This window comes from Massilia sp. BHUDP2 (assembly GCF_046236355.1).
GTDB classification, from domain to species: Bacteria; Pseudomonadota; Gammaproteobacteria; order Burkholderiales; family Burkholderiaceae_D; genus Telluria; species Telluria varians.
On sequence record NZ_JBJUVW010000004.1, the window covers coordinates 103330 to 117858 of the forward strand.

A 14529-nucleotide genomic window follows, 5' to 3' on the forward strand; every position below is an offset into this window, starting at 1 on the left:
TTTGTAGTTTAGGTACATCACCGCAGCTCTCCTGCTACATACACACGAGCAGCATGGAAAGACGAAGTAGTCGAACTACCTCAGCACGCCACCGGATGCAGATCCGGATCGGCGCCACGGCGGGCGTTCCAGGCATCCAGGCCGCCGTGCAGCGGGCGGGCGCGGTGGAAGCCGTTGGCCAGGAACTGCTTGGCGACCTCGGCGGCCGTGACGTCGTTCGGGCAGCTGCAGTAGATGACGACGTGGCGGTCCTTGTCGATAGTGGCCATCAGCTGGTCCGGGGCGCAGGACTGGAATACCAGGGCTCCGGGAATCGCCGTTTCCAGCCCCTGGGCCGTGAGGCTGCGGGCATCGATGATGAGCGGGTCGTGGCCGCCGTCGATCAGCGCCATGAGTTCGGCGATCTCGATGCGCGGCACGGCGCTGCGGGCGCGGTGGCGGCGCCGCTCGACGTACTTGACGGCGATGAACAGGACCAGCAGGGTAGCCAGCACCATCAGGGCGGTGCCGCCCATGGTCTCGAGCCAGCCGAGCAGCTCCTCGACGCCGTCGTGGAACAGGATGCCCAGCAGGATGCCGGTGCCGCTCCACAAGGCGGCTCCGGTCACGGAATAGCCGAGGAACTGGCGGGTACGGGTGCCGATGGCGCCCGACAGCGGCGCGGCGATGGTATTGAAGCCGGGGACGAACTTCGACACCAGCAGCGACTTGGCGCCGAAGCGGCGGAACCGGTCCTCGGTCTGGTTGACGCAGGAATCGGGCGACAGCGAGATCTTGCAGAGCAGGCGCAGGACCCGCTTGCCATAAAAGCGCCCGGCGCGGAACCAGAACATGTCGCAGATGAGGCAGGCAAGGGCCGCGGACAGTAGGCACAGCTGCCAGCTGAGCTCGCCGTCGACCGAGAGCGCGCCGGCCACGACCAGGATCGGGAAGGCGGGAATGGGCAGGCCGAACTGCTCGACAAGGACGATGCCGAACACGATCAGCACACCGTAGACCTGGAGCAGTTCGACGAGTTGGGGCATCGCGCTAGTGTAGCCGAGTTTTATGCGGGTCGCTGGGCGCCGCTGTTGTTTTTCCTACCCACCGCGCGGGATCGCCGCCAGCAGCGAGCGCGTGTAGTCATGCTGCGGATTGCGGTACAACGCGTCCGAATCCGCCATCTCGACCACGCTTCCGTGGTGCATCACCATCACCTGGTCGGCGATGTACTTCACCACCGACAGATCGTGCGAGATGAAGATGTAGCTCATGCCGTATTCGTCCTGCAGGTCCTGCAGCAGGTTCAGCACCTGGGCCTGCACCGAGACGTCGAGCGCCGACACCGATTCGTCGCACACCAGGATCTCCGGCTTCATGGTCAGGCAGCGCGCGATGGCGATGCGCTGGCGCTGGCCGCCGGAGAACTCGTGCGGGTAGCGGTGGAAGGCCTGTTCCGGCAAGCCGACCCGCCTCAGGAGCTCGTGCGCCATCCCGATCCGCTCGGCGTCGTCCTGGCCGATGCGGTGGATGCGCATCGGCTCCAGCAGGATCTGTCCCACCGTGAAGCGCGGGTTCAGCGAGGCGTAGGGGTTCTGGAAGATGATCTGGATGCGCCGCTTGTAGGCCTGGTAGTCGCGCTCCGGCATGGCGAATAGATCCTTGCCGTCGAACATGGCGCTGCCGCCGGTGGCGCGGTGCAGGCGCAGCAGCGTCAGGCCGACCGTGGTCTTGCCCGAGCCGGACTCGCCCACCACGCCCAGGGTCTTGCCGCGCGCCAGGGTGAAGGAGACATCCTTGACCGCCTTGAACTCGCGCTTCCTGAACAGGCCGTCGCGCAGCCAGAAGCTCTTGGCCAGATTTTTCACCACCAGCACCGGCTCGTCGCCGGGCGCCGTGCCGCGGGTACGCTGGGGCAGTTCCTGTTCCGGCGTGAACCTGCCGCTCAGGTAGTCGTCGATCACCGGCAGGCGCAGCGGCCGCTCGTCCAGCTTCGGACGGCAGTGCAGCAGGGCCCGGGTATAGGCGTCGGCCGGGGCGCCGAACACCTGGGCCGCCTCCCCTTCCTCGCGCACCTCGCCGTGGCGCATCACGATCACGCGGTCGGCGATCTCCCCCACCAGCCCGAGGTCGTGGGTAATGAACAGCACCGACATCTGGTGCTTCTTCTGCAGGCGCTTGATCAGCTCGATGATCTGCTTCTGGATGGTCACGTCGAGCGCCGTGGTCGGCTCGTCCGCAATCAGGAGCTTGGGTTCGCAGGCGATCGCCATCGCGATCATCACGCGCTGCTGCTGGCCGCCCGACATCTGGCTCGGGTAGGCATCGATTTTTACCGAATGGTCAGGAATGCCGACCTCTTCCAGCAGTTCGAGCGTGCGGGCGCGCGCCTGCCTGGCGTTCATGCCCAGGTGCTGGCGCAGCACTTCAGCGATCTGGTAGCCCACCGTGAACACCGGGTTGAGCGAGGACATCGGCTCCTGGAAGATCATCGCGATGTCCTTGCCGCACAAGGCCCGGCGCTCGGCGGGCGCGAGCGCGAGCAGCTCGCGGCCGTCGAAGTGCGCGCGCGAACCGGGATCGATGATGGTCGTCTCCGGCGGCAGCAGGCCCATCACCGCCAGCGAACTGACCGACTTGCCGCTGCCGGATTCGCCCACCAGGGCGACCGTAGCGTTCCTCGGCACGTCGAAGGAAATGCCCTTGACCGCTTCGACCGTGTTCTTCCTGTCGACCCGGAAGGCGATGCGCAGGTCGCGCACCTGCAGCAGGGGATGTTGGTGGTCCGTCATTTGAGCTTGGGGTCGAGGGCGTCGCGCAGGGCGTCCGCGAACAGGGAGAATGCCGTCACCAGGAGCGCCATCGCGCTCGCGGCGGCCGCCAGCTGCCACCACTTGCCGAGGATGAGCTCGTTCTGCGCCTCGTTCAGCATGCTGCCCCAGGACACCACGCCGACCGGCACGCCGAAGCCGAGGAAGGACAGGATCACCTCGGCCTTGATGAAGCCGACCACCAGGATCGACATCTGCACCAGGGCCACGTGCGAGACGTTGGGCAGGATGTGGCCGAACATCCGGCGCGCGCTTGACGCGCCGATGGCGTCGGCCGCCATCACGTATTCGCGCGCCTTGTGCTTGATGTATTCGGCGCGCATCAGGCGGTAGGGCCCGGTCCAGCCGGTCAGGCCGAGGATCAGGACGATGGTCATCACGCCCTTCTGCTGCAGCACCGCGGCCACGGTCAGGATCATCAGGATCGAGGGGATCGAGGTGAAGATGCTGTAGAACCAGTTGAACAAATCGTCCACGACACCGCCGTAGAAGCCCGACAGCGCCCCGAACAGGGTGCCCAGTGCCACCGCCACGAAAGCGGCCACCAGGCCCACCACGATCGAGGTCTCGCCGCCCTTGATGGTCTTCTTGAGGATGTCGTGGCCCCACTTGTCGGCGCCGAAGGGCAGCGTGGTCGCCTTTTCCACCGGCGGATGGCTGGCGCGGACCTGGGCCTTGAGCTCCGCCAGCTCCTGCGCCAGCGGGTCGAAGGCGTTCGGCGGCGTCTCGCGCGGCAGCCCTGCTGCGGCCAGCGCGCGCGCGCCCGCGTCCGCGCCGACAAAGGTGGGCGGCGCGTAGTTGACCGCCACCTCTTCTTCCCAATCGGCGGCAATCAGGCCGGCGCTGGACAGCACCAGCATCAACAGGAAACCCAGCACCACCGCCAGCGCGCCCATGGCGACGCGGTCGGCGCGCAGGCGGCGCCAGGCCAGGGCCCACAGGCCTGGTGATTGCATGCTTGCGTTCATTTCAGCTGCACCCGCGGATCGACGGCCTGGTACAGCAGGTCGGCCAGCAGGTTGAACACCATGGTCGCGGCGGCCACGTAGACCGTGATCGCCTTGATCACCGGGAAGTCGCTGCGCTCGACCGCCAGGATGACTTCGCGCCCGATGCCCGGGATGCCGAAGAAGCGCTCGAGCAAGAAAGCGCCGATCAGCAAGGCCGGCAGGTTGGCCATGACATGGGTGATGATCGGGATCGCCGCATTGCGCAGCACGTGCACCCAGACCACGCGCCGCTCGGGCAAGCCCTTGGCGCGCGCGGTGCGCACGTAGTCCTGCCCCACTTCGTCGAGCACAAAACTACGATACAAGCGTAAGGTCGGCGCGATCGAAACAGCGAGGCCGATGACGATGGGCAGCAGCGCATAGCGCAGCAGGTTTTCCCCTAAGCTGTTGCCCCAGCCCTGAACCGGGAACAGCCCCAGCTTGTAGGCGAACAGATACTGGAACACGATGATGTAGACCAGGATCGAGATCGACATGCCGACCGTGCAGGCCACCATCACCGCGCGGTCGGTCAGCGAGCCGCGCACGAAAGCGATGGCCAGCGCCAGGGCGATGCCCAGCACGGTTTCCAGGATGGTAAGCGGCACCAGCACGGTCAGGGATGGGCCCAGGCGGCTGGAAATGATGTGCGACACCGGTTCGCCCGTGCTCCAGGCGTTGCCGAAGTCGAAAGTCAGGATCTGCTTGATAAAGATCCACAGCTGCACCGGCCAGGGCTGGTCGGTGCCGAGCTGGCGCCGGATGTTCTCGATGGCGGCGGTATCGGCCATCTTCCCGGCCAGCAGGTAGGCCGGGTCGCCGCCGACCCAGTTGAACAGCAAGAACACCAGCAGCACCACCCCGAGCATGGTCGGCAGCATCTGCCACAGCCGGCGGACGATAAAACTCAGCATGTGACTCCTGGATGGTTGAATCCGTCTATTTTGCCGTCATGTCAGCTTGCCATGACAGGGACGGGCCATTCCTTTTCATCGCCTCGCCATAACCTGGGAAATACTCAGTCCTGCCGCAGGCGGCGCTGCTTCACGGCCTCGGCCAGTCCTTCCAGCACCCCGATGCTAGTTTCCCAGTCGATGCAGCCGTCGGTGACCGACTGGCCATAGGTCAGCTCCCTGCCCGGCACCAGGTCCTGGCGGCCGCCCACCAGGTGCGACTCGATCATCACGCCGACGATGCGGTCGTCGCCCGCCGCGATCTGCGAGGCGATGTCGGCGCACACCGGCACCTGGTTCTGCGGGTTCTTGCTGCTGTTGGCATGCGAGGCATCGATCATCAGGCGGCTGGCCAGGCCGTTGGCCGCCAGCTGCCTGCACGCCTCTTCCACGCTGGCTGCGTCGTAGTTCGGCGTCTTGCCGCCGCGCAGGATGATGTGGCAGTCCTCGTTGCCGGAGGTCGACACGATCGCCGAATGCCCGCCCTTGGTCACGGACAGGAAGTGGTGCGGCTGCGAGGCCGCCTTGATCGCGTCGGCCGCGATCTTGATGTTGCCGTCGGTGCCGTTCTTGAAGCCGACCGGACAGGACAGGCCCGAGGCCAGTTCGCGGTGCACCTGGGATTCGGTGGTCCGGGCCCCGATGGCGCCCCAGCTGATCAAATCGGCAATGTACTGCGGGCTGATCACGTCCAGGAACTCGGTGCCGGCCGGCAAGCCCATCTCGTTGACGTCGCGCAGCAGCTCGCGCGCCATGCGCAGGCCGTCGTTGATGCGGAAGCTGTTGTCCATGTAGGGGTCGTTGATCATGCCCTTCCAGCCGACCGTGGTGCGCGGCTTCTCGAAGTACACGCGCATGATGATCTCGAGCTCGCCCTTGAAGCGGCGGCGCTGCTCGGCCAGGCCGCGCGCATACTCGAGCGCCGCCTTCGGGTCGTGGATCGAGCACGGGCCGACCACCACCATCACGCGGTCGTCCTGGCCGTGCAGGATGCGGTGCAGGGCCACACGCGCGCTGGCCGCGGTTTGTTCGGCCGCCGGGGTGACCGGGAACTCGCGGATCAGGTGCGCGGGCGGCGTCAGTTCCTTCATTTCGCGGATGCGTAAATCGTCGGTGCGAGGCATGCTGTACTCCGTATCTGGTCTGGTCTGGGCTGAAATAAAAAAACCGCCATCGCTGGCGGTTTGTCTGGATTTGCGTCGGACTGTTCTTGAATCGCGTGAACCTGCCGCTACTCCACCGCCAAGGGGCTGGAATGGCTAAAGTAAAAGTAGCAGGTAAAGAAAACGTGCTGGCGCATGGAAAATCCGTGATGGTCCGAAGACCTGGTCGACTGACTATAACGCCATTGTGTAACGCTTGGCAAGCCTTTTCCGGGAGGCTCTGTCGCAGCCTGCCCGCGATCTCCATCGCTTGCGCGCAGCCCGGCATGCGGACTGGCACCGGCGGATTTGTCGACCGGTTGCGGGAATCCTACAGCTGTTCCCGGCCTTTCCGCGCACCTTGATCTGGATCAGTCGCCGTTCATCCAGCGATGCAAAAGTCGATGCAAGCCCCGACTGCTTCGCGCCGTTCTTGTGTTCTCGCAAGAAAAGTCGTTTAGGAACTTGATTGTACTCAACAAACGCCGGCGCGAATATGGCGGGAACAATCCCAACCACTGGAGTCCGGACATGACTGAAACCCTGCTTTCGCGCGCCCTGCGGCGCATCTTTGCCGGCGGCGGCGCCGTCGGCCTGTTGTCGGTCGGCTTTCCCCTGCTCGCCGCAAGCCCGCATGCGGCGGCGCAGGAAGCGGCGCCCACACCCGTTGCCCGCGTCGAGATCACCGGTTCGAACATCCGCCGCGCCCAGGCCGAAACCGCCTCGTCGGTGCAGACCGTGAACCGGGCCGACATCGAACGCTCCGGCAAGACCACGGTCGCCGAGCTGCTGCAGACGCTGGCGGTCGACAACTCGGGCTCGGTTCCCACCAACTTCGGCGGCGGCTTCGCCGCCGGTGCGTCCGGCATTTCGCTGCGCGGCCTCGGCACCGCCTCGACCCTGGTGCTGCTCAACGGCCGGCGCATGGCGCCCTACGGGCTTGCCGACGACGGCCAGAAGGTGTTCGCCGACCTCAACGTCATCCCCACCGACGCCGTCGAACGGGTCGAGATCCTCAAGGACGGCGCCTCGGCCATCTACGGTTCCGACGCCATCGCCGGCGTGGTCAACATCATCCTGCGGCGCGATTTCACGGGCAGCACGGTGCGCGCCCTGGCCGGCACCTCCACCGCCGGCGACGGCCAGCAATACAACGTCGCCGTCACCTTGGGCAAGGGCGACCTCGACACCGACCGCTACAACGTGCTGCTCAACTTCGAGTACAAGAAGACCGACGAAATCTGGAACCGCGAGCGCGGCAACCGCGACTGGGTCGGCAAGGCCGACCTGCGGCCCTGGGGCTATTCGGCCCAGGAGGGGCTGGGCGGCACCGGCGCCATCACCGGCAACAACGCCTCCGGCAGCGCCATCAACGGCAACGTGCGCAACCCCGACACGCTCGACTACTACAACCGGGGCAACCCGGCCGGGGTCGGCTTCACCCGCTTCTTCCCGGGCGCGGCCTGCAGCAACTTCACCAACCACCCGCAGGGCGACCCGGGCGGCGGCTGCCTGATCGACGCCGCCCACCTGTACAGCCAGATCCAGCCCGACCAGGAATACGGGTCCCTGTTCGGACGCGGCACCTTCAAGCTGAACAACGAGGTCGAGGCCTATACCGAACTCAACCTCTACAACAGCCTGAGCCGGACTCCACGACGCCCTCGACCATCAGCGCCAACCAGGGCTATCCGGGCGGCCCGGTCAGCGGCGCCGGCGCCGCCTTCGGGCCGACCCACCCGGACAACCCGTATTTCGGGCGCGAGGCGCGCCTGCGCTACCTCGCAGGCGACGTCGGGCCGCGCCGCTCGGACATCGAATCGACCTTCACCCGGGCGCTAATCGGCGTGCGCGGCAGCCACATCGGCTGGGACTGGGACACCTCCCTGCTCTACTCCAGCAGCCGGGTCAGCAACGATCGCAACGGCTTCCTCCAGCGCGACGCGACCTTTGCCCTGCTCAACCCCACCCCGACCAACATCGCCACCGCCATCGCCAACAATCCCGGCTACCGCGCGCTGCCGGTCGGCACCGTCTGGCGCATCGGCGAGAACGCCTTCCTGAATTCCCCGGCCGTGTATGCCGCGCTGTCGCCCGAAATCTCGAACGACGCCAAGACCGAGATCGCCCAGCTCGACTTCAAGGCCACGCGCGAATTCGGCAGGCTGGCCGGCGGCCCGCTCGGGGTGGCGGTCGGCGCCGAATTCCGCCACGAATCGGCCGAGCTCGAGCCCACCACCGGCACCGAACGCGGCAACATCATCGGCCTCGGCTATTCGGCCTACGACGGCCAGCGCAACGTGTTCGCCATGTACGGCGAAGTGCTGGCGCCGGTCTGGCCCGGGGTCGAAGTGACCGGCGCCATGCGCTGGGACCATTTCACCGACGTGGGCAATGCCTACACGCCGAAAGTCGGCGTGAAGTGGACGCCGGCGCGCCAGTTCGCCCTGCGCGCCACCTGGGCCCGCGGCTTCCGCGCGCCGAGCCCGGCGGAAAACGGGGTCGGCGGCCTGGCCGCCTTCACCAACGCCTCCGACCCGGTGCGCTGCGCACTCGGCGTGCAGGTGGCCTGCAACCCGGCCAATATCGCGCTGATCACCTCGCCCAACCCGGACCTCGATCCCGAGCGCTCGAAGAGCTATAACGTGGGCATCATCTGGGACCCGCTGCCGCGCACCAGCATCTCGCTCGACTACTGGCAGATCAAGCGCAAGAACGAGATCAACCAGGAGCAGATTCCTGCCGCCATCCTTGCCGGGCGCGTCGCGCGCGATCCCACGACGGCCCAGGCCGGCATCCCGGGCGATCCCGGCGCCATCACGGCGGTGCTGGCCAGCTACGTCAACTCGGCCCAGACCAAGGTGCGCGGCCTCGACCTTGATGCGCGCCACAGCATGCCCCTGCCGAACGGGTTCGGCAACCTGGTGTTCGACGCCAAGTGGACCCACCTGTTCAAGTGGCTACGTACCGAACGCGACGGCACATCGCAGGACTTCGCCGGCACCCACGGCAACTGCGACGTGACCAATTGCGTCGGCACGCCGGACAACCGCGCCAACCTGCGCGCCACCTGGGAGCGCAGCAACTTCCGCCTGTCGGCCAACGTGAACTACCGCGGCAAGATCGACAACACCCTGTTCAAGGACGATCCGGAGGGTTGCGCCAGCCACTTCGCCAACGGCAACGACGCGCCGACCGACTGCGAACTGGCCTCGTTCACCACCGTGGACCTGGTGTTCCGCTGGAAGCCGCAGCAGAAATGGGAGGTGTTCGGCTCGATCCAGAACGTGTTCGACAAGGTCGCGCCACTGGATCCGCTGACCTACGGCGCAGTCTCCTATAACCCGCTCGACTATGCCGGCGCGGTGGGCCGTCTGTTCACCCTGGGAGCGCGCTACACCTTTTAAGAGCCAGGCGCTCTAAACCCGCGGCAAGCGGCAGCCGGCGGCAGGGCACGCAATCGCGCCCTGCCCGGGCGCTGCTGCGCGCCATTCACCCATCCGGAGCCCAAGATGACCGAAACCATCCTGTCCCGCAGCCTGCGCCGGCTGTTCACCTGCGGCTCGGCGGCCGGCCTCGTGCTATGTGCGCAGCCCCTGCTGGCCCAGACCTCTCCCCCTGCCCTGCAGCCGCCCCCGACCCCGACGGCGGCGCCGATGCAGCGCGTCGAGATCACCGGCTCCTCGATCCGGCGCCTGGCCACCGAGACCTCGCTGCCGATCACGACGATCCGCGCGTCCGACTTCGCCAAGCAGGGCCTGGCCACGGCGCAGGAAGTGCTGAACGCGATCCCCATGAACCAGTCGTCGGAAGGCTCGACGGCGGCGGTCGGCTCCGGCACCGGCGGCCGCGCCACCGCCGACCTGCGCGGCCTGGGCGGCGACAAGACCCTGGTGCTCCTCAATGGACGGCGGCTGGCGAACCACCCGTATTTCGCCGATTCGGTCGACCTCAACATCATCCCGGTGGCCGCGCTGGAGCGGGTCGAAGTGCTGCGCGACGGCGCCTCGGCGATCTACGGCACCGACGCCATCGGCGGCGTGATCAACTTCATCACCAAGCGCTCGGTGGAAGGGGCGGCGCTGGTGGTCGAGGCCTATGAGCCCTATGCCCAGGGCGGCGGCCACGAGCAGCGCCTGAACCTGTCCGGCGGCTGGGGCGACCTCGAACGCGACGGCCTGAGCATGTGGGGCGTAATCGACTGGCACCAGCAAAGCGCGCTGCGCGCAACCGACCGCAGCTTCTCCAGCACCGGCATCCGGCCCGAGCGCGGCATGTTCGAGGTCAGCGGCACCACCTTCCCCGCCAACTTCTTTTCCGACAACGGCGTGACCGGCAATCCCTATGCCCCGGCCTGCCAGCCGCCCGACTCGGTGGCGCTGCCGGGCGAGCCCCTGTGCGCCTTCGACTACACCCGCTTCGTCGACAACATCCCCAAGACGCGCCAGTTCAGCGCCATGGCGCGGCTCAACAAGAAATTCGGCGCGCACACGGCCGGCCTGGAATTCGTGCACGGCCGCAGCACCAACGAGGCCCAGGTCGCGCCGCCGCCGCTGTCGGGCATCGGCGTGATCATGACCGGCGACAGTCCCTTCTATCCGGGCAACGGCATCGTGCCGGCCTTTCCCGGCCTGAGCGGCGAGCCGCTCGACATCTCCTGGCGGCCGCTCGAGACCGGCCGGCGCAACAACTTCGATTCCAGCATCACCGACCGCCTGCTGGCCAGCCTCGAGGGCTCGCTGGCCGGCTGGGACTACAACACGGCGATCTCCTACTCGCTGGGCAAGGCGAAGAGCATCTTCAACGGCGGCTACGTCATCGACCAGCGCATCATCGACGGCGTCGCCGCCGGCATCCTGAATCCCTTCGGCCCGCAGAACGCGCAAGGGGCCGACTACCTGCGCAACTCGATCCTGTCCGGCGAATACCTGCATGCGCGCATCCACAGCGCGGCGGTGGACGCACGCGCCAGCCGCGAGCTGATGACGCTCCCCGGCGGCCCGCTCGGCTTCGCCATCGGCGCCGAATTCCGGCGCGACCGCGCCAAGTATTTCGTCAACCGCGAACTGGCCTCGCAGGCTTCCAGCTCGGGCTCGGCCGACGCGCAGGATCAGTCCGGCGCGCGCAGCATCTGGGCCCTGTTCAGCGAGGTGAACGTACCGATCGTCAAGGACCTCGAACTCAACGTCGCCGCCCGCTACGACCACTACAGCGACGTCGGCGGCAGCTTCAACCCCAAGGTGGCGCTGCGCTGGCAGCCGACCCCGCAACTGCTGCTGCGCGGCTCCTTCAACAAGGGCTTCCGCGCGCCGACGCTGTTCGACCTCTACGGCCCCCAGACCACCACCAACAGCTCGGACACCTACGACGATCCGGTACTCTGCCCGAACGGCGTGCCCGCGCCCGGCGCCAACCCGAACATCGCCTGCGGCCAGCAGCAGTACGTACGCGGCGGCGGCAATCCCGATCTGTCGCCGGAACGTTCGCGCACCTACAGCGCCGGCATCGTGGTCGAGCCGGTAAAAAACCTCACGTTCTCGCTCGACTACTGGAACATCCGCCTGAAGGACCAGATCAGTTCGCTGGCCGAACAGACCATCTTCGGCAATTACGAGAAATACCGCGACCTGTTCGTCTACGACGCGGCTGGCACCAGCCTGCTGTACGTGCTGGCCATCACCGACAACCTCGGCGAGGTGAAGACCCGCGGCCTCGACCTGTCGGTGGCCTACCGCATGCCGCGCACGCGCTTCGGCAACTTCAGCGTCAATCTCGATGGCACCTACGTCAACAAGTACGACTACCAGAACGAGCCGGGCGGACCGTTTACCGAGAACGCCGGGCGCTATGCCGACGCCACCCCGGTCTTCCGCTGGCGCCACAACCTGCTGTTCACCCTGGCGCGGGGCGACTGGAGCTTCAACCTGACCAACCGCTTCATGTCGCACTACACCGACCAGAACACGGCGGTGGCGCCGGAATTCTTCAACAAGGTCGGACATTACTCGACCTGGTCGCTCTCGGCCACCTACACCGGCAACAAGAAGGCCGAGCTGACGGCGGGCATCAAGAACCTGTTCGACGAGGAACCGCCTTTCACCAACCAGGTCACCAACTTCCAGCTGGGCTACGATCCACGCTACACCGACCCGCTCGGCTTCACGATCTATGCGCGCGTGACCTACCGCTTCTGAGGGCACATGTAGGGACGAAAAAAAAGCCGGCCCGCGTCAAGCGCGGGTCGGCTTTCTCTTGCCGGCGGTGCGCGTCAGGCGGTGCCGCCCACGGTCACGCCGTCGATGCGCAGGGTCGGCTGCCCGACGCCGACCGGCACGCTCTGGCCTTCCTTGCCGCACACGCCCACGCCCGAATCCAGGCGCATGTCATTGCCGATCATCGAGATATTGTTCATCACTTCCGGGCCGTTGCCGATCAGGGTCGCGCCCTTCACCGGATAGCTGATCTTGCCGTTCTCGATCATGTAGGCTTCGCTGGCCGAGAACACGAACTTGCCGTTGGTGATGTCGACCTGGCCGCCGCCGAAATTGACCGCATACAGGCCGTTCTTCACCGAAGCCAGGATTTCTTCCGGATCCTTGTCGCCCGCCAGCATGTAGGTATTGGTCATGCGCGGCATCGGCAGGTGGGCGAAGGACTCGCGGCGCGCATTGCCGGTGACCGGCATCTTCATCAGGCGCGCGTTCATCGTGTCCTGGATATAGCCCTTCAGGATGCCGTCCTCGATCAGGGTGGTGCACTGGGTCGGATTGCCTTCGTCGTCCATGTTGAGCGAGCCGCGGCGGTCCTGCAGGGTGCCGTCGTCGACCACGGTCACGCCCTTGGCCGCGACGCGTTCGCCGATGCGGCCGGCGTAGGCCGAAGAACCCTTGCGGTTGAAGTCGCCTTCCAGGCCATGGCCCACTGCCTCGTGCAGCAGCACGCCGGGCCAGCCCGGGCCGAGCACGATGGTCATCGGGCCGGCCGGGGCCGGACGCGCTTCCAGGTTGACGCAGGCCGACTTCACCGCTTCGGTCGCGTACTTGTCGAGCAGTTCGTCGCTGAAGTAGCCGTAGTCGTAACGCCCGCCGCCGCCCGAGGAGCCGACTTCGCGGCGACCGTTCTGTTCGGCAATGACGGTGACGGACACGCGCACCAGCGGACGGATGTCGGCCGCCAGCACGCCGTCGCTGCGCACCACCAGCACCACGTCGTATTCGCCGGCCAGGCCGGCCATCACCTGCACCACGCGCGGGTCCTTGGCGCGCGCCATCTTTTCCACGCGCTCCAGCAGTTTGACTTTGGCCGTCGCGTCGAGCGAGGCGAGCGGATCGTGCGGCAGGTAGAGCGAACGGCCGCCGGTCGGGCGCGCCGCGGTGGCGATCTTCACCCGGCCAGCGCCTGCGCGGGCAATGGTGCGGGTGGCGGCCGCCGCGTCCAGCAACGCCGCTTCGGAAATGTCGTCGGAATACGAAAAGGCCGTCCGGTCACCCGACACGGCGCGCACGCCGACGCCCTGGTCGATCGAGAAGCTGCCGGTCTTGACGATGCCCTCTTCCAGGCTCCAGCCTTCGCTCTTGGTGAACTGGAAATACAGGTCGGCGTAGTCGACCTTGTGCGTGAACATCGAGCCCAGCGCATTGAGCAGCTTGCCCTCGTCGAGGCCGAATGGTGTCAGCAGCACGTCGCGTGCGACAGCCAGGGAGGAAAGGTTCGGTTCGAATGGTTTCATTTTGCGGTCGGTCGTTCGTTTGGAAAGTCCATTTTGCCATATCCGGACACTTCGTACCCGACACGAGACACGGTTCGGCCGAGCCGGCCGCCAGACGCGAACCGGCGTTTACAGCTTGCGGTGCTTCAGCGCCGGCAGGCTCTCGCGCACGCTGGTCAAGAAATCCTCGTCGAGCGTACCGCTGATCACGCCCTCGCCCTCGCGCAGCACCGCCTTCACTTCGCCCCAGGGGTCGACCAGCATGCTGTGCCCGAAGGTGCGGCGGCCGTTCGCGTGCAGGCCTCCTTGGGCCGAGGCCAGCACGTAGCACTGGTTCTCGATCGCCCGTGCGCGCAGCAGCACTTCCCAGTGCGCGAGACCCGTGGTGTGGGTGAAGGCGGCCGGCACGATGATCAGGGCGCACTCGCCCATCGCCCGGAACAGCTCCGGAAAGCGCAGGTCGTAGCAGACCGACAGGCCGACCCGGCCGAACGGCGCCTGGAAGCTGCCCACGCTTTCCCCCGGCACGATGGTGCGCGCCTCGTCGTAGGACTCGCTGCCCTTGTTGAAGCCGAACAGGTGGATCTTGTCGTAGCGGCTGACCGGCTTGCCCTGCGGGTCGTAGACCAGGGTGGTGTTGAGCACCTTGCCGTCCACCTTCGATACCAGCGGCAGCGTGCCGCCCACCAGCCAGATGCCGTGCTCGCGCGCCAGCTGCGCCATGCAGTCCTGGATCGGGCTGGCGCCTTCCGGTTCGGCCTGCGCTACCTTGTCGCTGTCGCTCATGCCCATGATCGGCCAGTATTCCGGCAACGCCACCAGCTGGGCGCCTTCGCTCGCCGCCTGCGCCACCAGCCGGCGCGCGGTCGCCAGGTTGTCTTCCACCCGCGGGGTGGACACCATCTGCACTGCGGCTACCTTGCTCAT

General features: G+C 66.7%; 10 protein-coding genes. 3 read left to right on the forward strand and 7 right to left on the reverse strand.

Annotation, left to right across the window (positions count from 1 at the left end):
- Window positions 1-80 precede the first annotated feature (80 nt).
- The 5 genes from ACK6C6_RS22095 to aroG form a co-directional block, all read right to left on the reverse strand.
- Window positions 81-1025, reverse strand: a complete 945-nt coding sequence (locus tag ACK6C6_RS22095; RefSeq protein WP_409269312.1) for a VTT domain-containing protein — start codon at window positions 1023-1025, stop codon at window positions 81-83.
- A gap of 54 nt (window positions 1026-1079) precedes the next feature.
- A complete protein-coding gene (locus ACK6C6_RS22100; protein WP_409269314.1) occupies window positions 1080-2771 on the reverse strand; it encodes an ABC transporter ATP-binding protein in 1692 nt (563 codons plus the stop codon).
- Window positions 2768-3766 carry an ABC transporter permease gene (locus tag ACK6C6_RS22105; RefSeq protein ID WP_409269315.1) on the reverse strand — a complete coding sequence of 333 codons (999 nt, stop codon included), beginning with the start codon at window positions 3764-3766 and terminating at the stop codon, window positions 2768-2770. The genes ACK6C6_RS22100 and ACK6C6_RS22105 overlap by 4 nt, the downstream gene beginning before the upstream one ends.
- Window positions 3767-3774: 8 nt before the next feature.
- A complete protein-coding gene (locus tag ACK6C6_RS22110) occupies window positions 3775-4713 on the reverse strand; it encodes an ABC transporter permease (protein ID WP_409269316.1) in 939 nt (312 codons plus the stop codon).
- 104 nt (window positions 4714-4817) lie between these two features.
- A complete protein-coding gene (aroG, locus tag ACK6C6_RS22115) occupies window positions 4818-5876 on the reverse strand; it encodes a 3-deoxy-7-phosphoheptulonate synthase AroG (RefSeq protein WP_409269317.1) in 1059 nt (352 codons plus the stop codon).
- Between the two features lie 549 nt (window positions 5877-6425).
- Between aroG and ACK6C6_RS22120 the strand changes: the two genes are divergently transcribed.
- From ACK6C6_RS22120 to ACK6C6_RS22130, 3 genes are all read left to right on the forward strand, one after another.
- The gene (locus tag ACK6C6_RS22120) at window positions 6426-7736 is read left to right on the forward strand and encodes a TonB-dependent receptor plug domain-containing protein (RefSeq protein WP_409269318.1); all 1311 of its coding nucleotides are present in this window, start codon (window positions 6426-6428) and stop codon (window positions 7734-7736) included.
- A complete protein-coding gene (locus ACK6C6_RS22125) occupies window positions 7667-9301 on the forward strand; it encodes a TonB-dependent receptor domain-containing protein (protein ID WP_409269696.1) in 1635 nt (544 codons plus the stop codon). Before ACK6C6_RS22120 ends, ACK6C6_RS22125 begins: the two co-directional genes overlap by 70 nt.
- A 105-nt stretch (window positions 9302-9406) precedes the next feature.
- Entirely contained in the window at window positions 9407-12088 is a 2682-nt protein-coding gene (locus ACK6C6_RS22130; RefSeq protein WP_409269320.1) for a TonB-dependent receptor, read from the forward strand.
- A 74-nt stretch (window positions 12089-12162) separates the two neighbouring features.
- Here ACK6C6_RS22130 and tldD read toward each other — a convergent pair whose 3' ends face one another.
- Both tldD and ACK6C6_RS22140 read right to left on the reverse strand, forming a co-directional pair.
- Window positions 12163-13623, reverse strand: a complete 1461-nt coding sequence (gene tldD, locus ACK6C6_RS22135; protein WP_409269322.1) for a metalloprotease TldD — start codon at window positions 13621-13623, stop codon at window positions 12163-12165.
- A 108-nt stretch (window positions 13624-13731) separates the two neighbouring features.
- Window positions 13732-14529, reverse strand: a complete 798-nt coding sequence (locus ACK6C6_RS22140) for a carbon-nitrogen hydrolase family protein (protein WP_409269324.1) — start codon at window positions 14527-14529, stop codon at window positions 13732-13734.